This window comes from Microbacterium sp. Be9 (assembly GCF_011754135.1).
Lineage (GTDB): Bacteria > Actinomycetota > Actinomycetes > Actinomycetales > Microbacteriaceae > Microbacterium > Microbacterium maritypicum_A.
Genome location: NZ_WNWT01000003.1, coordinates 94,655 through 115,372, shown reverse-complemented (window position 1 = coordinate 115,372; position 20,718 = coordinate 94,655). Strand labels below are relative to the sequence as shown.

Below are 20,718 nucleotides of genomic sequence, written 5' to 3'. Positions count from 1 at the left end.
ACCCCCGACCGACATTCGGGACGGTCTGCGGTTCGCGCTGTGCGACGCCGCTCACTGCGCGTGTGCCGCCGCCGCTTCGCATCCGCCCGCGACACGAGCCGTCGTCGGGGCGGTCGCAGACGTGGCGACCGCCGTGCGACCGAACGCGCGGCGCAGCATCCGCCGGACCACCCCTTCCGGACGCGGCACGATCTGGTCGGCGTGCTCGATCAGACGCAGCCTCTCCGCGGCGGCGCGCTCCATCTGCTCCTGGTCGTGCCGGGTGAGCTGCTGGCTGAGATACGGGTGCTCGTACATGGGGTTCTCCTCGACGGTTCGCTGTATCCCTACAGTCCGCTCTGAGGCACCCACGGGGCATCGGGCAGTTGCCCTATCTTTCGTGCATGCCGCTCTAGGGATGCCGGGCGCGCATCAGCGACAGGCGCGCGGAGGGGCGAGACCGGGCCGGCACCAGGATCGCGAGAACCCGAACGAGCGTCGCCATCCACAGGAGTCCGAGTCCGACGACGACGGCCTCGACAGCGGTGGCCGAGAAGAGACCGAACGGCACCCACAGCACGATCGCCGCCGCCAGGAGCAGACCGACGCCGATCGAGGTGATCAGGAGCGCTCGGGGGTGCCCGGGAACAGCGGCGACCGTGGTCGCGGCCGCCACGACGAACAGGACGAGCGTGGAGACCGCGGCGATGTCGTGCGGGATGGGCACACGATGCAGCGGCAGCAGCCCGACCGCAGCCAGTGCGATTCCGGTGGCCGCCCACGACGCCACGACGACGGCGATGCGGAAGAGTGCGGAATCCCCGAGCAGCCGGTGCAGGTCACGACCGATGTACGAGCCGACGGTCGCGATGAGAAGCCCCGCGACCAGGAGGGTGCCGTTGAAGGCCCACGAACCGGAGCCCAACTGGGAGAAGTTCTGCTCCCACCAGCGCGGATCAGCGGCCGTGATCATGGCGAACAGGGTGCCGATCACGAGGAAACCGAACAGGAGCGCGGCGAGGTCTGCCGTGCGCAGGTCGACGCCGGCGCCGAAGGCGAAGCGCCCGCCGATCGCCGCCGCCAGACCGGTGAGCAGTCCGCCGCCGATCGCCGCGAGCTGCAGTCCCTGGAGCCCGGCCGCGAGCACCTCGGCGGCGAGCAGCACTCCCATCGTCGTGACGGCTCCGAACGCGACGGTGAGGGCACCAGCCGAGAGATCGGAGACCACCGCCTGCCAGCGCGGCATCGGCCTCGTCTCGCCCCCTCGGTGCATCAGTGTGCTCGTGAGGAAGGCGCCCGCCGCGATCGCTCCGGCGATGAGCGCGGCGGGCATCGCGAGCGCCCCTTCGCCCGTGAGCGGGCGGCCGGCACCGCCCAGGACGAGCATCCCGATGAGCGTGCCGATCACGAAGCAGATCGCGGTCGCCCAGACCGCTCTCGTCTCGCCACGCAGCTTCGCGTCCCGCTCCATGCGCCCATGCAAGCACGCACCTCGGACGGGCGGAAGCCCGCCCGCCCGAAGCGATGCCGTCCGCGGAGAGTCAGGCCGCCAGGCGACCCACCGCTCTGGCGCGGATGAGCACGGCCGTGCCGTCGGAGTAGGCCACCGGCAGCTCTTCCACCGCGACGACCTCGATCGTCGTGGGATCGGCGCCGGCGAGCCGGGCACGCTCGGTCGCCTCGGCGGCGGCGTCCGCCCGGGATGCCCGCTGGTCGGTGGGATCGACGCGGTAGATCTTCTCGATCTGGCCGGCGACCTCGCCGAGGGCCGCCCCCACCGCATTGGCGGCGCCGAAGTGATCGGGGCGGATCACCTCGGCGACGCCGTCGAGCGCGGTCGGGGCGATGATGCCGCCCCCGCCGACCAGGATCACCGGTACCGGCGCGGCGTTCGGCTTCATCCGATCGATCGAGTCCTCGAGGATCTCCCGCATCGCGGTCCACGCCGCGGAGCCGACCGCCTCAGGAACGGCGGGGGAGTCGAGACCGTCGATCTCGGCGCCGCCGACCGCGAGCGCCACGTCGGTGGCCGTGAGGGTGCTGCCGCCGAACGCGAGACCCTCCTGCGGAAGGCGATAGCCCACGCTGTCCGGGCCGACGGTCGCGCCCGCAGGCGTCTCCCGGATGATCGTGCCGCCGCCGAGGCCGACCGACAGCACGTCGGGCATACGGAAGTTCGTGCGGATGCCGCCGATCTCGACCGCGTGCGCCGACTGCCGTGGGAACCCGTCGACGAGCACGCCGATGTCGGTCGTGGTGCCGCCGATGTCGACCACCAGGGCGTCGGTCGCGCCCGAGAGGTGCGCGGCGCCGCGGATCGAGTTCGTCGGACCGCAGCCGATCGTCAGCACCGGGAACTCGAGCGCGTACTCGAGCTGCATGAGGGTTCCGTCGTTCTGGCCGAAGTACGGGGTGGCCGGGATGCCCCGCTCCCGCAGAGCGGCGACGAAGCCCGCGGCCATCTGCCGCAGCGTCTGCATCAGCGCCGCATTCAGCACCGTCGCGTTCTCGCGCTCGAGCAGTCCGAGCGAGCCGATGCGCGCCGACCGCGACACGGGAACACCCAGCTCTTCCGTGACGATGGCGGCGACCCGCTCCTCCTGGCTCTCGTCGATCGGGGCGAACACCCCCACGACGGCGACTGCGTCGACCTCGCCGCGCATCCGTGCACAGGCCTCGCGCACGGCATCCTCATCGATCGGGGAGAGCACCCGGCCATCGACCTCGAAGCCGCCGTCCAGCAGGTGTGCCTGCTCGCCGATCGCCGCACGCAGATCGTCCGGCCAACCCTCCAGCGGCGGGACGGCCGTGGTGGCCGGTGCGCCGAGGCGGAGGATGCCGACGCGACCGAGACCGCGACGCTCGACGATCGCGTTGGTGCAGTGAGTGGTGCCGAGCATCGCGTGCCCGATCAGGGCGGCGTCGACGCCGGAGGCCGCGAGCACGGCGTCGATCGCCGCGGCCACGCCGTCGCCCGTGTCGGCCGTGGTCGGACGCTTCACCGAGGCGACCACGTCGAGCCGCTCGTCGAGGATCACGGCATCGGTGTTGGTGCCGCCGACATCGATGCCGATGCGATAGGTGCCGGCCATCACGCGGCCTCCTCGTCCGTCGTGCGCGCACCGGAGGGCTGCGCGATGTCTTCGACGGGAACCCACTCCACGTCGTATCCGAAGTGGGCGGGCCCTGCGGTCTCCAGCCCGATCGGCGTGCGCCATTTGTCGTGGCAGGGGATCGCGATGACCGCGACCCGCGCGCCGTAGCGGAGGGACTCCGTCGTGATGGGCATGCCGGTCGCCAGGTCGAGCACCGCGATCAGGTCGGGGGTCACCGCCGCCAGCACGCCGTCACGACGCCCGAGCAGCATCTCGTTCTGGAAGTCGAGACGGAACGCACTCCCCCGGTCTTCTCCGACGCCGACGAGTTCGGCTGCTCCCCGCGTGAAACCGCCGTCGACGGAGCGCTGCAGGTCGGCCACCTTGCCGTCGAACAGCCGCACCGCGGCGAGGTCGGCGCACAGAGCGTCGATGCGCTCGTCGTCGCGCAGTTCGCGTCCGCCGCCATCGCGCCCCCGGAGGATGCGTCCGATGCGCTGGGCGAGCCCCAGAGTGCCCGGGATCGCGCACTCGCGCACGACGTCGCCGCCGTAGGCGTAGTCGATCATGGTCGCCCCTCCGCCCATCTCGACGGTGACGGCCCGCGCGATGCGCTCCGACCAGCCGCCGTCGACCGGGCGGCTGACCACCTCGTTGCCGTGGTGATCGACGAGCACCGTCGTGCCGGGTCCGTAGCCGGCGAGATGGAACGTGACCATCTGCGCCTCCGGGAAGGCGCGTCCCATCGCGTCACCGTCGACCACCGGGAGTCCGGCGAGCGCGGCGGCCGCGATCGGGATCATGGAATTGCCTCCACCGACCTCGATCGGCATCACGGCCGTGGCCTTGCGACCCACCGCGCGTTCGATCGCCTGCAGGGCCGCGAGCAGCTCGGATTCGGCCTGGATGCGCTCCACGCTCACGGAAGGCGCTCCGATCCCGCCGATCGGGATCACGAAGTCGTCGTCGGTCAGGTCGTCGACAGCCACCAGCGGCACCGGTCCGTGCAGGCGGATGAGGCGCTTGGCGATGAGCGAGCCGACGTGCGGGTCTCCTCCGCCGCCGGTACCGAGCACCGCGGCGCCCAGGGCGATCTCGTCGATGTCGGCTTCTGTGAGGAAGGGAGCGGTGGTCATGCGCTCACCTCGTCCGTGACGGGGGCGGCCGGGTCCGGTGCCACGCGGCGGCGGAGCGGAAGCAGCAGGAGGTAGGCGACGAAGCCGACGAGGAGACCGTCGAGAGCGGAGATCGAGGTGATCGTGAACCAGCCGAAGCCGGGACCGTCCGCCGGGTTCGTCGTCGCGACGGCCACGACGATGCCGACCACCCAGGCCGTGATCGACCACCCGTCGACCAGCGGCACGGTGGCGCCGTGCGCCCAGCGCGCGGTCTTTCGACCGGTGAAGAACGACGCCAGGTACACGCCGCCGTAGGGGGCGATGATCGTGCCGATCACGAGGATGAACTGCACGAAGTAGTCGGCCGCGCCGATCACTCCGACGACGATGCCGATGGCGCCGAGCACGATGGTCACGGTGCGGCGGCTCAGGCGCTCGCTGATCGACGCGAACGAGAGGCCGGCCGAGTAGAGGTTGGTCGTGTTCGTGGTCCACTGCGCCAGGATCAGCACGACCACGGCGACGCCGCCGAGACCGAGGGCGAAGAAGATCGCCATCAACTCGGTGCCGTCCATGATGCGGGCGAGAAGGATCGCGACCACCAGGATGATCGAGTTGCCGAAGAAGAAGCCGACGAACCCGGCGATCATGGCCTGCTTCGGCGTCTTCGCCCACCGCGCCATGTCGGGGGCCAGCACGACACCGAGGATGAAGATGCCCATCACGAGCGACACCGCACCGCCGAACGTGAACGTCGCCTCGACCGGGGCCTCGAGCCCTGCCGCCCCGTTCACCGTGAACGCCACGACCACGCCGACGATCAGCAGGAGGAGGAGCAGCGGCACGGCGAGGGTGCTGAGGCGGTTGATCGAGCGGTAGCCCCAGAACGCGGTGATCGCCATGAGCACGCCACCGATCGCGGTGAACACCTGCACGGGTACATCGATGCCGGTGAACTCGGCGAACGCGATCTGCGCGTTCGCTCCGAAGAAGCCCGCCTGCACGGCGTACCAGCCGACCAGGCTGATCGCGATCGCGAGGGCGAGGATCGCCCCGCCGATGCGCCCGAACACCGCGCGGGAGATCATCGCGGTGGAGAGCCCGGTGGCGGCGCCGACGTAGGCGCAGGCCATCGCGAGCAGTCCGAGCAGCAGCGAACCGAGCATCGTCGCACCGATCGCCGGCCAGAAGGCCATGCCGGAGGCGAGCGAGACACCGAGGAACGCCCCGGAGAGGTCGATGCCGATCGCGATCCACACGGTGGCGATCGACAGCCAGCTCTTGCGCTGGTCCTGGGGCACGACGCCGTGCTCGTAGTCGGTGGTGGTCATCATCTTGTCCTTGAGAAGTGGCCCTGCGAGTCCGTCGGCGGGGATTCGGGTTCCCGTGGTGCGGACGACTCGCAGGGCGGGTCGGGGGCGGCCTGTCGTTGCGGCCGTGTCGTGCGATGCCGGGTCGGAGCTCGTGGCTCGGTGCCGGCGGGTCAGGCGTGTCCCGCGTCGATGCGGCGGTGGTTCATCGGGAGAGCGTGGTGTTCATCGGGAGAGGATCGTGGAGAGGTGCCGCCAGGCCTGGTCGAACCGTTCGCGGTAGACCTCGGGCGTGTAGTGGGTGAGCTGGAGGAAGAGGCCGTCCATGACGACGAAGACCAGTGCCGTGAAACCGTCTGCGTCACCGGCGACGAACGTCCCCGTCGCGACCCCGTCGTCATATGTCTGGCGCACCGCGGCGGCGAGGGTCGACTCCGAGTCGAGGAAGATCTGCCGCAGCTGCTCGCCACCGGGACCGTATTCGGTGACCGCGGCCCGCAGGCTGAACTCCGCGAGGTCGGGCCGGTCGCGGTAGTAGGCCTCGATGCCGCCGAGGAGGTGCTGCAGACGCGCGAGCGGCTCCATATCGGAGCTGCTCCGCACGAGCTCGTCGAAGAACGCGGTGTGATCGATCGACACCGCGGCATACACCTCGGCGTAGAGCGCCTCCTTGCTCGAGAAGTGCGCGTAGAGCGAGGGCGTCTTGATCCCGACGGCTTCGGCGATCTCGCGCAGGCTCGTCTCGGCGTAGCCCTGGCGCGCGAAGATCGTGCGGGCCTCCGCGAGGATCGTTGCTCTGGTCATCTTCCGCCTCAGACTCGTTACCTAACGACTGTTAGTTAGGCAGAGCGTAACCCCGCATCTTCCCGCGACGCAAGAGCCGCGCTCGGGGCATCCGCACGACTAGCGTTGAGGTCATGCGCATCCCCGCCGCGATCCGCGCCTCCCAGCGCTCCCCGCTGCTGCAGGTCGTGAAGTCGGCCGCGGCGACCATCGCGGCGTGGCTGATCGCCGGATGGGTGTTCCCCGCACAGCTGCCCGTCTTCGCCGCCATCGCCGCGCTGCTGGTGGTGCAGCCCAGCGTGAACCAGTCGCTGTCGAAGGCGCTCGAGCGCAGCATCGGCGTGATCGCCGGTGTCGTGATCGCCGTCGCACTCGGGCTGCTGCTCGGTTCGCCGAGCTGGATCGTGCTGCTCGCGATCGTCGTCGCGATGCTGGTGGCGTGGATCTTCCGCGCCTCGCCCGGCACCGGCAATCAGGTCGCGATCTCGGCGATGCTGGTGCTGGCTCTGGGCTCGTCGAGTCCCGAGTATGCGTTCGCCCGCATCGTGGAGACGCTGATCGGGGTCGTGATCGGCATCGTCGTGAACGCCCTGATCGTGCCTCCGGTGCTCGTCGCGCCGGCCCGTCGGGACGTGGGGCTCCTCGGCCTCGAGCTCGCCGCGAGCCTGGATCGCCTGGCCGACGCACTGCCCGAACCCCAGACGCCCGCACGGCTGCAGGAGCTGATGCTGGAGGTACGGCTGCTGCGGCCGATGAAGGAGGCCGCCGAGGCCTCGATCGCCGCCGGAGAGGAATCGCTCACTCTGAACCCGCGGCGCTCGACCCATCGTGCCGATCTGCGTGAGATGCGGGCGCTGCTCGACCGGCTCTCCCCGATCGTCACGCAGACGATCGGCATGACCCGGGCCTACTTCGACCACTACGACGACCGGATCGGCGAGGAGCCCGCCGTCGCCGCGATCGCCGAGCAGCTGCGACGCGCAGGGCACGACGTACGGCTCGCCGTGCAGGTCGCCGATGCCTCGCCGGAGCCGGACACCATGACCTCGGCGATCCCCGCGCTCACCGCTCCCCTCGTGATCCGGCCGCCGTCGTCACAGCACTGGATCCTGATCGGTTCCCTCATGGAAGACCTGCGCCGCATCAGGGGCGAGCTGCTCGACGAGGACTGAGCCCGCCTACTCTGGAGGCATGTCCGACATGACCGTCGCCGAAGCCCTCGGCGAACTCGCCGCACTGGAAGACCCGAAGATGCGCGCCGCCAACGAGAAGCGGGGCGATGACCACGGCATCAACCTCAGCCGGATGCGAGCGCTGGCCAAGAAGATCAAGACCGACCAGCCCCTCGCGCAGGAGCTGTGGGCGACCGGCGAGACGCCCGCACGGCTGCTGGCCCTGCTGATCTGCCGCCCGCGCGACTTCACCGCCGACGAGCTCGACGCCGTGCTGCGCGAGACCCGCCCACCCAAGGTCAACGACTGGTTCGTCAACTACGTCGCCAAGAAGACCCCGCTCGCCGAAGAGCTGCGGCTGCGGTGGTTCGACGACGCCGACCCCACGGTGGCTGCTGCAGCCTGGTCGCTCACGACCGTGCGCGTCATGAAGGACGCCGACGGCCTGGACCTTGCGCACCTGCTCGACCTGATCGAGCGGGACATGAAGGATGCGCCGTCGCGCCTGCAGTGGTCCATGAACGAGACCCTCGCGAACATCGGCATCTTCCACCCCGAGTACCGCGCCAGGGCGCTGGCGATCGGCGAACGCCTGCAGGTGCTCGCCGACTACCCGACCGCACCCGGCTGCACCTCGCCCTTCGCCCCGCTCTGGATCGGCGAGATCGTGCGGCGACGCGAGGGGTGATCGGCGCGGTATCGCCCCCGGGGACACGGGTGCGCGGGCGCGGCGGGATGAGGCTGGCTACGCTGAGGCCATGAGCACCCACATCGCCGCAGAGCCCGGTCAGATCGCCCCCATCGTCCTGTTCCCCGGCGACCCGCTGCGGGCGAAGTGGATCGCCGAGACCTTCCTCGACGATGCCGAGCTCTACTCCGAGACGCGCGGCATGCTCGGCTTCACCGGCACCTGGGAGGGGCATCGCGTGTCGGTGCAGGGCTCGGGCATGGGGCAGCCGTCGATGGCGATCTACGCGAACGAACTGTTCGACGCGTACGACGTGCAGACGATCGTGCGGGTCGGCTCGTGCGGAGCCCTGACCGAGCGCGTCAAGATCCGCGACATCATCATCGCCAACGCCGCCAGCACCGACTCCGGCATCAACCGGAGCCGTTTCCACGGACTCGACTACGCACCCGTGGCCGACTTCTCCCTGCTGCGCGCCGCAGTTGAGGCGAGCGAGGCCGAACCTCTGGATTCGACCGTGCACGTGGGTCAGCTGTTCTCGAGCGACCAGTTCTACAGCACCCGCCCCGAGCTCATGGAGCCGTTCGTGCAGCACGGCATCCTCGGCGTCGAGATGGAGGCCGCCGGTCTCTACACTCTCGCGGCGTACTACGGTCGGCGCGCCCTCGCGATCTGCACGGTCAGCGACCACATCGTCACGGGCGAGGAGACCTCGGCGCAGGAGCGCGAGCAGACCTTCGGCGACATGATCCGCATCGCTCTGCGCGCCGCCACCGCGGTCTGAGCGTCCCCGGCGCGCTCGGCCGCTACGGCGTGTCGCCGACCGCGTGCGGACGGGGCAGAGCCAGCATGGCGCCGGTGTCGGTGAACTCCTGCTGGATCTCGTCGTCGTGCCGGTACGTGACGAGACTCACCACGACGGCCGCGATCAGAGCGAGAACGAAGGCGGGAAGCAGTTCGTAGAGCCCGGTGTCGAGAGCCTTCCAGATGAACACGGTCGCGGCGCCGACGAACATCCCCGCCAGGGCACCCCAGTTGGTGAGCTTGCGCCAGTAGAGACTGAGCAGGATGACCGGACCGAATGCGGCGCCGAATCCGGCCCAGGCGAAGGAGACGAGTCCGAGGATCGTGTCGTTCGGGGTGATCGCCAGCACCGCGGCGACGATCGCCACGCCGAGCACGCCGAGCCGCCCCATCAGCATGAGGGTCTTCTGCGAGGGCGGCGTGCGCCGGAACACGCCGTACAGGTCTTCCACGAGGGCCGAGGAGCACACGATCAGCTGGCTGGAGATCGTGCTCATGATCGCGGCGAGCACGGCCGCCAGGACGAGGCCGGCGACGAACGGATGCAGCAGCGTCTGCGACATGAGCAGCACCACGGTCTCGGGGTTGGCGAGGTCGACGCCCGTCTTGGCGATGTAGGCGATGCCGACCAGGCCCGACAGCACGGCGCCGCCGAGCGAGACGATCATCCATGAGATGCCGATGCGTCGAGCGCTCTTCGCCTCCTGCGGCGAGCGCAGAGCCATGAACCTCACGATGATGTGCGGCTGTCCGAAGTATCCGAGGCCCCAGGCGAGCGACGAGACGATGGCGAGGATGGTGCCGCCCGTGAGCGCCGTTCCGGAGAGCATGGAGAGGTGGTCCGGCGCCACCTCGTTGATCAGCTCGCCCGTCTCGGCGAGTCCCCCGATCGCGACGATCGCCGCCACCGGGATCACGACCAGCGCGATCACCATCATCAGTCCCTGCACCACATCGGTCAGTGACGCACCGAGGAACCCACCGAAGAGCGTGTACGCGAGCGTGACGCCCGTGACAAGCAGCATGCCGGTGAGGTAGTCGCCGTCGAACGAGCTCTCGAAGAAGACCCCACCGGCGACCATGCCGGAGGAGATGTAGAGGGTGAAGAAGACGAGGATGACGACACCGGAGACGACCCGCAGCAGTCGCGTCGTATCCCGGAGTCGATTCTCGAAGAAACTCGGCACCGTGATGGAGTTGCGCGACACCTGCGTGTAGGCGCGCAGCCGAGGAGCCACGAGCAGCCAGTTCAGGTAGGCGCCGATGGTGAGGCCGATCGCGATCCACGCCTCGATGAGACCGGAGACGTAGATCGCACCGGGCAGCCCCATCACGAGCCAGCCGGACATGTCGGAGGCCCCGGCGCTGAGGGCGGCCACCCACGGCGGCAGATTCCGTCCGCCGAGCATGTAGTCCTCGTGATCGCCGGTGCGCCGGAAGGCTATCCATCCGATGAGCAGCATCGCCGCGAAGTACACACCCAGCGCGGCGAAAGTGAAGATCTGGTCGGGCATCGTCGTCGTCCCCCCTCGCGGTGGAGCCACCGCATCCGGTCGTCGTTCGATGATGTCAACCGCCGGCGGTGCCGCCCAGACGTCGCCCGGCGCGGCGGCATGTCGGTCCCGCAGAGCAGGTGCCCCCGCGCATGAGGGATGATCGAATCACCATGACTTCCTCTCCGCGGCTCGACCCCGCCCTCATCCCGGACGCCGCGGACCCGGATGCCGTCTACCTCGCGTTCGTCGAATGGGCGGAATCGACGGGCATCAGCCTGTACCCCGCGCAGGACGAGGCGGTCATCGAGATCGTCTCCGGCAACAACCTGATCCTCTCCACCCCCACCGGCACCGGGAAGTCGCTCGTCGCGATCGGTGCCCACTTCAGTGCCCTGGTCGCCGGACGGCGCAGCTACTACACGGCACCGATCAAGGCGCTCGTGAGCGAGAAGTTCTTCGCCCTGGTCGATGTGTTCGGCGCCGAGAACGTCGGCATGGTCACGGGCGATTCCTCCGTGAACGCCGATGCTCCGATCATCTGCTGCACGGCCGAGATCCTCGCGAACCTCTCGCTGCGCCAGGGAACGGATGCCGACGTCGGCCAGGTCGTGATGGACGAGTTCCATTTCTACGCCGACCCCGACCGCGGGTGGGCATGGCAGGTGCCGCTGCTCGAGCTGCCTCAGGCGCAGTTCATCCTGATGTCGGCGACACTCGGCGATGTGACCGAGCTCGCCGCAGACCTCACCCTTCGCACCGGCCGCGAGACGGCCACGGTCACCGGCGTCGAGCGTCCGGTCCCCCTGCACTTCTTCTACGAGACGACGCCGATCCACGAGACCATCGACGATCTGCTGAACACCGGACAGGCGCCGATCTACGTCGTGCACTTCTCGCAGGCCGCAGCGATGGAGCGCGCGCAGGCGCTCTCCAGCACCAAGGTCGCCACCCGCGAGCAGCGCGACGAGATCGCCGCCCTGATCGCCGAGTTCCGCTTCACGACCGCGTTCGGCAAGACGCTCTCACGGTTCCTGCGCGCAGGGATCGGCGTGCACCACGCGGGCATGCTGCCGAAGTACCGGCGTCTGGTCGAGCAGCTCGCCCAGCGCGGACTGCTGCGCGTTATCTGCGGCACTGACACCCTCGGCGTGGGCATCAACGTGCCGATCCGCACGGTGCTGCTCACGGCGCTCACGAAGTTCGACGGCACCCGGATGCGGCAGCTGAACGCCCGCGAGTTCCACCAGATCGCGGGCCGCGCGGGCCGCGCGGGCTACGACACCGCCGGCACGGTCGTCGCGCAGGCGCCCGAGCACGAGAGCGAGAACGTCGCTGCGGTGAAGAAGGCCGGCGACGACCCGAAGAAGAAGCGCAAGATCGTCCGGAAGAAGGCACCGGACGGTTTCGTGTCGTGGGGCGAGCCGTCGTTCCGCAAGCTCATCGATGCCGTGCCGGAGACGCTGACCTCGCACATGCAGATCACGAGCGCGATGATGCTCAACGTGATCGCCCGCGGCGGTGACGTGTTCGGCAATATGCGCGCACTGGTATACGACAACCACGAGCCGCGGAGGCGCCAGCGGGAGCTCGCGCTACGGGCCATCGGCATCTACCGCACGCTCCGCGAATCGGGCATCGTCGAGAAGACCCCCGAAGGAGAGATCCGCCTCACGGTCGACCTGCAGCCGAACTTCGCGCTCAACCAGCCGCTGTCGCCGTTCGCCCTCGCCGCCTTCGAGCTGCTCGACCCCGATCCCGCCGCCGGCACGGGGACCGGCTCCTACGCGCTCGACATGATCTCGATCGTGGAGTCGACCCTCGACGATCCCCGCGCCGTGCTCAGTCAGCAGGAGTTCCTGGCCCGGGGCGAGGCGGTCGCCGCGATGAAGTCCGAGGGCATCGAGTATGACGAGCGGATGGAGCTGCTCGAGCAGATCACCTACCCGAAGCCGCTGGACGAGCTGCTGACCGCGGCCTTCGAGACCTTCAGCGCGGCCCAGCCGTGGATCCGCGACTTCGAGCTGCACCCCAAGTCGGTGGTGCGTGACATGTACGAACGGGCCATGTCGTTCGGGGAATATGTCGCGTACTACAAGATCGCGCGCTCCGAAGGTGTGGTGCTGCGCTACCTCTCCGACGCGTACCGCGCGGCTTCGCAGACCATCCCGGAAGAGCTCAAGGACGAGGATCTGCGCGATCTCATCGAGTGGCTCGGCGAGCTCGTCCGCCAGGTCGACTCCAGCCTGCTCGACGAGTGGGAGGAGCTGATCGCCGGCGTCGACAACGGACACTTCGATCCACACGCGCCCGATGAGCCGATCGTCCCGCCCGCACCCAAGCGCCTCACGAGCAACATCCGCGCCTTCCGCATCCTGGTGCGCAACGAACTCTTCCGCCGGGTGCAGCTGGCGGCCAGGGAAGACGTGGACGCGCTGGCCGAGCTCGATCCCGGTTTCGGCGCCGACGCCTGGTCGGACGCGCTGGACGGGTACTTCGCCGACCACGACGAGATCCTCACCGGCGCTGATGCCCGCAGCTCGAAGCTGCTGATCCTCACCGAGGGGCCCGCCGCCTGGACCGCACGGCAGATCCTCGACGATCCCGCCGGCGACCACGACTGGGGCATCTCCGCGACGATCGATCTCGCCGACTCCGACGAAGCCGGTCAGGCCGTCGTCACGGTCACCGGAGTCGACCGGCTGTAGCCGCCGCCGTCGTTCGCGTGGCCTCCGCGCTCCACGCCGACCACCCGCCCGAACCGCCCCAGCGTCTCGCGCCGGTGCGAGGCGGCGATGACCGTGCCGTCGAACCCTTCGAGCACGTCGGAGATGATGCGCTCCGACTCGGCATCCAGGCTCGCTGTGATCTCGTCGACGATGAGCACCCGGGGCTCGCGGCACAGCGCCCGCGCCAGGGCCAACCGTGCCCGTTGACCACCGGAGAGCCTCACCCCGTGCTCGCCGAGCTCGTCGTCGAGGGTGATCCAGTCGTCGGCGCCGACCCGTGTGAGCGCCTCGCGCAACTGCTCGTCGGTGCGGACGCCGACACCCCGCACGAGGTTGTCGCGCACGGTGCCGTGGAACAGGCGCGCATCCTGCTCCACCACGGCCACGGTCCGGCGAAGATCTTCATCGCGGATGCGACCCAGCGGGTACGCGACCCCCGCCGCATCGACGAGAGCGATGGTGCCCTCTGCAGGGTCCCACAGCCGCGCGGCGAGCGCGATCACGGTGCTCTTGCCGGCGCCGGACGGCCCCGCGAGGGCGATGTGCTCACCGGGGTCGACGTCGATCGACCAGCCGCGCAGAACCTCCGTGCGGTCGTCGTAGGAGAACGCGACCCTCTCGAAGCGCACACCGAGCGGCCCCGGCGGCAGCGGGAGCGGACGATCGACCGGCGCCACGACCGGGGGGCGGTGCAGCCCTGCACCCACGCGATCGGCACTGGCGATCAGCGGATGCAGCTCCGACACCGTGTGCGCGGCGTCCGCCACCGCGGCGACGCCGGCGACGGCGAGGGCGATCACCGCGGGCAGCAGTGCCGCTCGCCCGGCGTCGACCGCCCCGTCAACCGATCCGTCGAGAAGGGAGACGGCGATCACCCCGATCACGACCGCGGTGAGGATCAGCTCGCGCGTGCCGTCGACGAGCTGGGCGATCACCTCCCGGCGGCGGGTGACGCGCGCCGACCGCCGGGTACCGTCGACGGCCTCGCGAACGACCCGGCTCTGCAGCCCGAAGGCGAGGATCTCGCGCAGCGCACCGAGGGCGTCGACCAGTCGTTCGGACTGCTCCTCGCGCTCCTGCTGCTCGCGCGCACCGATACGCCGCGACGGACCCGCCCCGGCCCAGACGGTGAGCGCGACCGCGACCGCTCCGGCGAGCATCACGACCGCCGCCACCGGCATCACCAGGAACGCGCAGACCAGGGCTCCGACGAAGAGCGTGAACGCGGCACCGATCTGTGCGACCGTGTGGGCGTAGAAGAACTCCAGCTTCTCGATATCTGTCATCGCAACCGACGCGGCCCGACCGGAGTGCTCGCGACGGCGACCGGGAACGCTGCGCGAGTACGCGTCGAAGAGCGCCATCCGCAGCCGGGCGAGCACGCGGTAGGCGAGGGCGTGCGACACGTCCATCTCGCGCCACGTGAGGAAGGTGCGCAGCAGCACGAGGCCTCCGAGGGCGAACCACCAGACCGCCGGCGGCCAGGTGCCGTGCACGACGGCCCCGCCGACGCCGAGCGCGGTGAGCACCGCGATGGCGGCGAGCGCGCACAGGCTCGTGGTGGCGATCAGGTAGCTGCAGGCGATGCGCCGCCATTCGGGTCGCAGCGGCGGAAGCAGCCGAGCGAGGATGCCCGCGGACGAGGTCATGAGGCCTCCTCCACGAGCATTCCGTCACGGAGCACCCGCACATCGGCGACCCTGGCCAGGGCCTCGGGACGGTGGCTGATCATGAGCACGATCCTCTCTGCGGCGACACGTTCGAGCGTCTCGGCGACGGTCAGGGCGCTGCGGTCGTCGAGGGCGCTGGTCGGCTCGTCGACGAGAAGCACGGGGCGCCGGGCGAGCAATGCTCTGGCGAGGGCGAGACGCTGCCGCTGCCCGCCCGACAGGCTCGTCCCCGCTTCCGCCACCCTCGCGTCGAGGCCTCCGGGGATCGCCCGGATCTCGTCGAGCACACCGGCTGCGGCGCACGCATCCTCCAGCGCCTCCTGCCCGGCGTCGAACAGATCGACGTTGTCCCTGATGGTCCCGGTGAACAGGACGGGGTGCTGGGAGACCACGGCGACATCGCTCGGGCGGAGCGGGCGCCCGTCGAGCTCGACCGTTCCCGCCGGGGGCGGGAGGAAGCCGAGGACGAGGTCGAAGAGCGTGGACTTGCCCGCACCGGAGGGGCCGGCGATCGCGTGCACCTCGCCACGCCCGGCACGGAGGTCGACCCCGCGCAGGACATCGTGATCGGTGCCGGGGTATCGGTACGACAGGCCGGAGATGCGGAGCACGTCTCCCCCGCCGGTCACCGCCCCGGTCTCGGGTTCCTCGATGCGCTCGATCTCCGTCGCGACCCGTGCGGACCGACGGAACGCACCGAGGGCCGCCAGCCCGGGAACCGCCGTGAGCCCGAGGAATCCGGCATGCCAGTGGCGCGAGAGGTCACGTACCGGCCGGAACGCCTCCGAGGAGAGCAGGAGCAGGGCGTACACCTCGATGGCCGGTGGCTGTCCGGTCATCACGGACACGACGGCCAGCCCGGCGGCGACCACCACTCCGGCCTGCACCGCGAAGTCGGTGATCGCCGTCTCGGCGAGCGACGATCGCATGACGCGTTCCGTGGCCACGCGCAACGACTCCGACCTCGCCTGCAAGCGCTCACGGGTCGCGGGGACATCGCCCAGCGCCCGCAGCGTCGACATCCCCCGGAGTGCCTCGAGCATGTCGCCGCTGAGAGCCTCGTAGCTGTCCCAGTGGTCGAATCCGCGCCGGGCGAGCATCCGCTTCCAGGCCAAAGGGCCCAGCACCGCGAGCAGGATCCCCGCGGCGACGCACAGCGCGATCACGGGCGACAGCACCGCGACGAGGCACACCGCGATCAGGCTGCCGACCACGAGCTGCGCCACCGCAGGGATGTACTTCGACACATAGGCGTCGGTGCCGTCGATGCCGTCGCCGAGCGCGAGCTGGGTCGAGCCGTCGCGGAGGCGGGCATCGTGCAGTCGTTCCGGCACCAGCGCCGCGGCGACGGCCGCACCTCGGAGGTCTTCCCTGACCCGCCCTCCGAGGCGGGCGGAGGCATCGCCCTGCGCAAGCGTCAGCAGCATCCGCGCCACCCCGATCGCGAGGATCCCGCCGATGCCCGCCACCGCGCCGGCCGTGTCACCGCGCACGAAGGCGGCGAGAGACCACGCGAGGGCGAGCGCCTGCGCGAGGTGCGTCGCGAACACGAGGAGGAGGAGCAGGATGCTCATGGATAGGAGCCAGGGGTGCCGTCGCGCTTCGCGCCACAGCTCGGGGACGATCATCATCGTGCACCTCCGCGGGAGTCGAGGACGGCGATCGCGTGGAGGATCCACCGGTCCCCCGTCGAGGAGAAGCCGGAGACCGGGCGCGTGCGCCTGTCTCCGGTGAGAGCTGCCTCGTAGCAGAGGCGTGCGGCGGCGAGATGGGCGCTCCAGAGGGTGGCGCCGACGATCGTCGAGGGTGCCCTGCTCGGCAGGGACCAGGAGCGCGCTTCGGTCGCACCGCGCACCCAGCCCTGTCCGGAGGCGCGGGCGACGCGCTCGACCTCGGCGGTCGGTGAGCCCCCGATCCGATCGGCGAACTCCGCGATGGCGGGCGAGCGTCGCGTGCCGAGAGCCTGCACAGCAGCGGCGTGCGGGGTCGGCACGTGCGGGATCCCGACGGCGGCGAGCGGGATCTCCGGCGCGAGTCCTCGGCGCATCCAGGCGTCGGCATCCGCAGCCCGGGGGACGCCGAGCATCTCCCGCAGCCGTTTCGAGGGACCGACCTGCACGGGCCCGGCGCGCTCCCCCAGCAGGAATCGCACGGCGGCGACCGCGTAGGCCGCATCCGCGATCCACAGGGGCCACGCCCGGTGCCGGTAGCGGCCGAACGACCGCCCCGGCAGCACGGTGAACACCAGGCGTGCGGTGCCGTCGTCCGATGCCGGCGACGGCCATCCGTCCGCACGGTCGGATGCGAGGACGCGACGATGGAAGACCCCTTCCTGGTCGACCGTCCAGCGCACACCGGTGGGGTCGATCAGGTGGGTCTGCACCGGATAGCACGCTCCGGCCGAGGGGACGGGGCGCCGACGGATGCGGGTGGCCGAGCCGTCGGCATCCCGGTGGTACTCCCCCGGGTGCCACAGGGCGTCGACGAGCTCTGACACTCCGCGGTGAGGTTCGTCCGCGACGGCGCCGACCCGATCCCAGGCGTTCGCGCGCGGCCCCGGCGGCAGGGGACCTGCGGGCATGCGCGAGGTCAGCGCCTCGTCGAGCGGGGCAGGAAGGCCGCGGCTCTCGCGGCGTGTGCGATCCATGACGGCCCTCACATGTGCGGAGCCGGGAGGAGCGTGAAGTCCTCCGGGCCGCCGGTCCAGGTGGTGCGCCAGCCGCGCTCCTCGGCCGCCTCGCGGAACCGTGGCATTCCGAGGTACGAGAACGCCGCCGGGGCGTTGGGCACCAGTCCGGTCACGATCGAACGCACCACGCGCAGGTCGGTGCGTCGCACGTCGGAGGTCGTGAGGTCGCGGGTCAGGACGCGGTGACCGCGATCGCGCAGACGCCCGTACACCTCGTCGATCGTGACCGGGTCCACCGCACTCAGCGGACGCACGCCCTGCGCGGGCGACTGGAACCGCCGGGCCTCGTCGTGCACGCTCGGGTCGAGCCACACCTGCACGTGCGCGCCGAGGTCGATCACGTTCTCGAACTGCGGCCCGGCCGCGGCGAGGTAGTCGGCGTGCGGACGGAAGTCGAGGGTGAGGCCCTTCGCCATCAGTCCCGCAGCGACCGCGCGGAACACCCATCCGTCGTCCGTCGTGCATCCCTGCGTGTAGATCCAGGTGTGCACCGCTTCGAGCACGGCCTTCCGCGCGGCCCGCGCCGGGTCGAGCGAGGCCGAGAAGCCTGCAGCGTAGAGCCCGCGCTCCTCGTCGTGCACGAGCGCGCCGATCGCGGGAGCGAACTCCGAGGGCATCGCCACCAGCCACACCCGCAGCCTGCTCCCCTGAAGATCGTCGAGCAGGCCGGGGACCGTGGCCGGATCGATGCCGAACGTCGGTCCGTCCAGGTGCCACCACACCTCGAGCGCATCCCGTTCGATGACCTCGATCACCCCGCGGTCGCGGGCGTCGTCGAAGCCTGCGCCGGTCGCGATGCCGGCGTAGTTCAGATGGTGTGTCCGCGGCAGCGCGCGGAACCGGGACTGCCGCCAGTTCAGGTGCACGAGAGAGTCCGGCACCCACACCGAGCCACCGTTGATCTCGTCGCAGCGTGCCCAGAGCGTCGGTGTGGAGGGGAGCAGACGCTGATACGCGAACCCGGGCCGTGCGAGCTGCCAGTCGGCGAAGCGCGGCAGATCGGGCTCGGCGACGACGCTCTCGCCCTCCGCACGCAGGTCATCCGCCGAGCTGACACGGAGCTCGTCGTGAGGAAGCTCATCGGGCAGCCAGTTGCCGCAGTACCGCTCCACGCCCTCGCCGATCGCGGCGATGCGCGCCTGAGCGGGGTCGCCGAACGATGTGCCGAGCGAGACCCGATCGGCGGGCCACTCGCCGAGGATCCGGGCGTCGGCCACGGATGCCGTCAAGGCCAGGTACCGGTCTGGGGCACCGATCGGATGCGGCACCTCCCGCACCGAGCGGATGATGCCGGCCTCCGCATCGACCAGCGCCTCGGCCGACAGCGTCGCCCGCGCTGTGCGGCGGTGAAGGTTGTCGTGCACGCTCATGCTGTCCTCTCGTACCGCCAGCGGCCGGTCTCGGGTTCGAAGGCGGATCTGGTCCGGCGGCTTCGCGCCGACGCCGGTGCGGGGAGCGCGGATGCCGTGGTCGGCAGGCCGGTCTCGGCGAGCCAGGAGTCGAGTACGCCGCCGATGCCGCCCGCACTGCGCAGCCGGGAGCGGACATCGTCGTCGTCGATGTCCGCGGCCAGTCGGTGTCCCCACGGACCGTCGACCAGGTGGACGGGGCCCCGCCAGGCGGCCGCGAGTCGACCGGCATGCGTGAAGAAGAAGTCGTGATCGCCGCGGATGAGCAGCAGCGGTGCGAGGAGCGCCCCGTAGGCACGGTCCAGGTCGACGGCCGGAGCAGACCAGAGGCGTCGCCATCCGGACAGGACCTCGGAAGACCACCCCCACTCGTCGGCGGCCCGATGCACGCCCACGTCGGATGCCCGCCGGACACGGGCCGAGAGCTGCTCGTCCGACAGCGGCGCCAGGGAACGCGGGCCGCGGCCGTGCTGGTGCCACCACCCGATCCGGTCGCGCAGCTGGGGACGCCCGTTCTCGTCCCACGCGGTCTCGGCGAGCCCGAGCGCCGGCACCTGGAGCACCAGGGCCTCGACGACGACGGCCCTGGCCGCTTCGAGTGCGGTGTGCGCGGCATACGAGCCGCCGGACAGCACGAGCGGGAGCCCGGGGCTCTCGGCCCTGACCTGCTCGACCACCGCGCGCCCGTCGCTGCGTTCCGCGAGGTAGGGGCGCCATTCACCGTCGGAGGAGTGGCGTCCGCGCACGTCATGGATCACGCAGCGGTAGCCCCGCCCGACCCAGGCGCGTGCGGTGTCGCCGTGTCGCCAGGCGCCGTATGGCGTACGGATGAGCACGACGCCGCGAGGTTCCGCGGGTTCCCAGACCCAGCCGCGCAGCAGGGCGCCGTCTTCCGCGAGCACGGCATGAGGGCGGGCATCGCGCGGCGGCGTCATCGGATCACCCGGCGCGGGGCCGCGGGGAAGGGCAGCACCGTGTGCGCGCTCACGGAACCGGTTGCGGGAACGACCTTCCAGAGCGTCGTCCGCAGCCGGTCGAGTTCTGCGTCCTCCTGCGCCCACGCGAGGACGGTGTGCAGCAGTCGGGCGAGCACGAGCGCTCTGGTCGCGTCGTCGAGCGCACCAGGGGTGAGCGGACGCGCCCGCTGCCAGGCCTCGGTCGACGCGGGCGCGCTGCTCGCGGCCACCCGTCGCGCGGCCACCTGCACGGAGGTGGGGTCGCCGGGGTCGACGGCGAGCGGATCGATCAGCACGACCTCGCCCTCCCGGTGCACGTGGAGCCACGCGGTGCCCCGCTCCGGAAGCCGATCGAGCTCTGCCCAGCGGCGGCGGCCGGAGGCGTCCTCGGCATAGGCGACCACGAGCGCGGCGTGCTCGGACGGTGCCGCCTCCGGATCCAGGACGGCGACCCGGGCGCCCCAGGCGGCGAGCACGCGCTCGAGGTCGTGCACGAGCGGGCCCGTTCCGAGGAGGCAGACGTCGCGGCGCTCCTGCGGCCAGCGGTGAAGGGCATCGGCGGACTCGCGTTCCTGCACCTCGAGCGTCAGCCGGTCGAGCGCGGTCGAGCGCTCTCCGTGGGCCCCGCTCTCGAGGGCCTCGACCAGAGCGGCGGCCGGCGCGTCGACCAGGACGAGTCGTCCGGTGCGCAGACGGATCCGGGGGCGGCCGTCGGCACCGACGACGAGATGCGCCCCGGTGTCGGGGAGCGGCAGGATGCGGGGTTCGGAAGTCATGGTGTCTCTCGGTGATGGGTCCGGCCGGGCGCGAACGCCCGGCCGGA

The 20,718-nt window shown here is 70.8% G+C and carries 17 protein-coding genes; 4 read left to right on the top strand and 13 right to left on the bottom strand.

Going from position 1 to position 20,718, the window contains the following annotated elements; genetic code table 11:
- Nucleotides 1-51: 51 nt before the first annotated feature.
- From GLO27_RS03380 to GLO27_RS03355, 6 genes are all read right to left on the bottom strand, one after another.
- Nucleotides 52-297 (bottom strand): hypothetical protein, encoded by a 246-nt coding sequence (locus GLO27_RS03380; RefSeq protein WP_021198344.1) that lies wholly within the window; start codon nt 295-297, stop codon nt 52-54.
- Between the two features lie 94 nt (nt 298-391).
- The gene (locus GLO27_RS03375; protein WP_021198345.1) at nt 392-1,450 is read right to left on the bottom strand and encodes a hypothetical protein; all 1,059 of its coding nucleotides are present in this window, start codon (nt 1,448-1,450) and stop codon (nt 392-394) included.
- A 70-nt stretch (nt 1,451-1,520) separates the two neighbouring features.
- Nucleotides 1,521-3,071, bottom strand: a complete 1,551-nt coding sequence (locus GLO27_RS03370; RefSeq protein WP_167253756.1) for a hydantoinase/oxoprolinase family protein — start codon at nt 3,069-3,071, stop codon at nt 1,521-1,523.
- The gene (locus GLO27_RS03365; RefSeq protein WP_167253611.1) at nt 3,071-4,210 is read right to left on the bottom strand and encodes a DUF917 domain-containing protein; all 1,140 of its coding nucleotides are present in this window, start codon (nt 4,208-4,210) and stop codon (nt 3,071-3,073) included. The genes GLO27_RS03370 and GLO27_RS03365 overlap by 1 nt, the downstream gene beginning before the upstream one ends.
- The gene (locus GLO27_RS03360; protein ID WP_231479821.1) at nt 4,207-5,523 is read right to left on the bottom strand and encodes a cytosine permease; all 1,317 of its coding nucleotides are present in this window, start codon (nt 5,521-5,523) and stop codon (nt 4,207-4,209) included. Before GLO27_RS03360 ends, GLO27_RS03365 begins: the two co-directional genes overlap by 4 nt.
- A 204-nt stretch (nt 5,524-5,727) precedes the next feature.
- Nucleotides 5,728-6,306: a TetR/AcrR family transcriptional regulator gene (locus GLO27_RS03355; RefSeq protein WP_051667828.1), complete on the bottom strand. Its 579-nt coding sequence runs from the start codon at nt 6,304-6,306 to the stop codon at nt 5,728-5,730.
- 113 nt (nt 6,307-6,419) lie between these two features.
- Here GLO27_RS03355 and GLO27_RS03350 point away from each other — a divergent pair, with 113 nt between their 5' ends.
- The 3 genes from GLO27_RS03350 (at nt 6,420) to deoD (ending at nt 8,929) form a co-directional block, all read left to right on the top strand.
- The gene (locus tag GLO27_RS03350) at nt 6,420-7,457 is read left to right on the top strand and encodes an FUSC family protein (protein ID WP_021198350.1); all 1,038 of its coding nucleotides are present in this window, start codon (nt 6,420-6,422) and stop codon (nt 7,455-7,457) included.
- A gap of 19 nt (nt 7,458-7,476) precedes the next feature.
- Nucleotides 7,477-8,145: a DNA alkylation repair protein gene (locus GLO27_RS03345; RefSeq protein ID WP_167253609.1), complete on the top strand. Its 669-nt coding sequence runs from the start codon at nt 7,477-7,479 to the stop codon at nt 8,143-8,145.
- Between the two features lie 70 nt (nt 8,146-8,215).
- Nucleotides 8,216-8,929, top strand: a complete 714-nt coding sequence (gene deoD, locus GLO27_RS03340; protein WP_167253607.1) for a purine-nucleoside phosphorylase — start codon at nt 8,216-8,218, stop codon at nt 8,927-8,929.
- A gap of 22 nt (nt 8,930-8,951) precedes the next feature.
- On the opposite strand, the gene putP is transcribed toward deoD, so the two are convergent.
- The gene (gene putP / locus GLO27_RS03335; protein ID WP_021198353.1) at nt 8,952-10,463 is read right to left on the bottom strand and encodes a sodium/proline symporter PutP; all 1,512 of its coding nucleotides are present in this window, start codon (nt 10,461-10,463) and stop codon (nt 8,952-8,954) included.
- Nucleotides 10,464-10,615: 152 nt separating this feature from the next.
- On the opposite strand from putP, the gene GLO27_RS03330 reads away from it, so the two are divergent.
- Complete coding sequence (locus tag GLO27_RS03330; RefSeq protein WP_167253605.1) at nt 10,616-13,150, top strand: DEAD/DEAH box helicase; 2,535 nt, start codon at nt 10,616-10,618, stop codon at nt 13,148-13,150.
- Here GLO27_RS03330 and GLO27_RS03325 read toward each other — a convergent pair.
- From GLO27_RS03325 to GLO27_RS03300, 6 genes are read right to left on the bottom strand one after another with little or no spacing between them, the layout of a single operon-like run.
- Entirely contained in the window at nt 13,111-14,820 is a 1,710-nt protein-coding gene (locus GLO27_RS03325; RefSeq protein ID WP_167253603.1) for an ABC transporter ATP-binding protein, read from the bottom strand. The genes GLO27_RS03330 and GLO27_RS03325 overlap by 40 nt on opposite strands.
- Complete coding sequence (locus GLO27_RS03320; RefSeq protein ID WP_167253601.1) at nt 14,817-16,472, bottom strand: ATP-binding cassette domain-containing protein; 1,656 nt, start codon at nt 16,470-16,472, stop codon at nt 14,817-14,819. Before GLO27_RS03320 ends, GLO27_RS03325 begins: the two co-directional genes overlap by 4 nt.
- Nucleotides 16,469-17,488 (bottom strand): hypothetical protein, encoded by a 1,020-nt coding sequence (locus GLO27_RS03315; protein WP_167253599.1) that lies wholly within the window; start codon nt 17,486-17,488, stop codon nt 16,469-16,471. The genes GLO27_RS03320 and GLO27_RS03315 overlap by 4 nt, the downstream gene beginning before the upstream one ends.
- Nucleotides 17,489-17,496: 8 nt before the next feature.
- Complete coding sequence (locus GLO27_RS03310; RefSeq protein ID WP_167253597.1) at nt 17,497-18,900, bottom strand: YcaO-like family protein; 1,404 nt, start codon at nt 18,898-18,900, stop codon at nt 17,497-17,499.
- Complete coding sequence (locus GLO27_RS03305) at nt 18,897-19,874, bottom strand: CocE/NonD family hydrolase (protein ID WP_167253595.1); 978 nt, start codon at nt 19,872-19,874, stop codon at nt 18,897-18,899. The genes GLO27_RS03310 and GLO27_RS03305 overlap by 4 nt, the downstream gene beginning before the upstream one ends.
- Complete coding sequence (locus tag GLO27_RS03300) at nt 19,871-20,671, bottom strand: hypothetical protein (RefSeq protein ID WP_167253593.1); 801 nt, start codon at nt 20,669-20,671, stop codon at nt 19,871-19,873. Before GLO27_RS03300 ends, GLO27_RS03305 begins: the two co-directional genes overlap by 4 nt.
- Between the last annotated feature and the right edge of the window lie 47 nt (nt 20,672-20,718).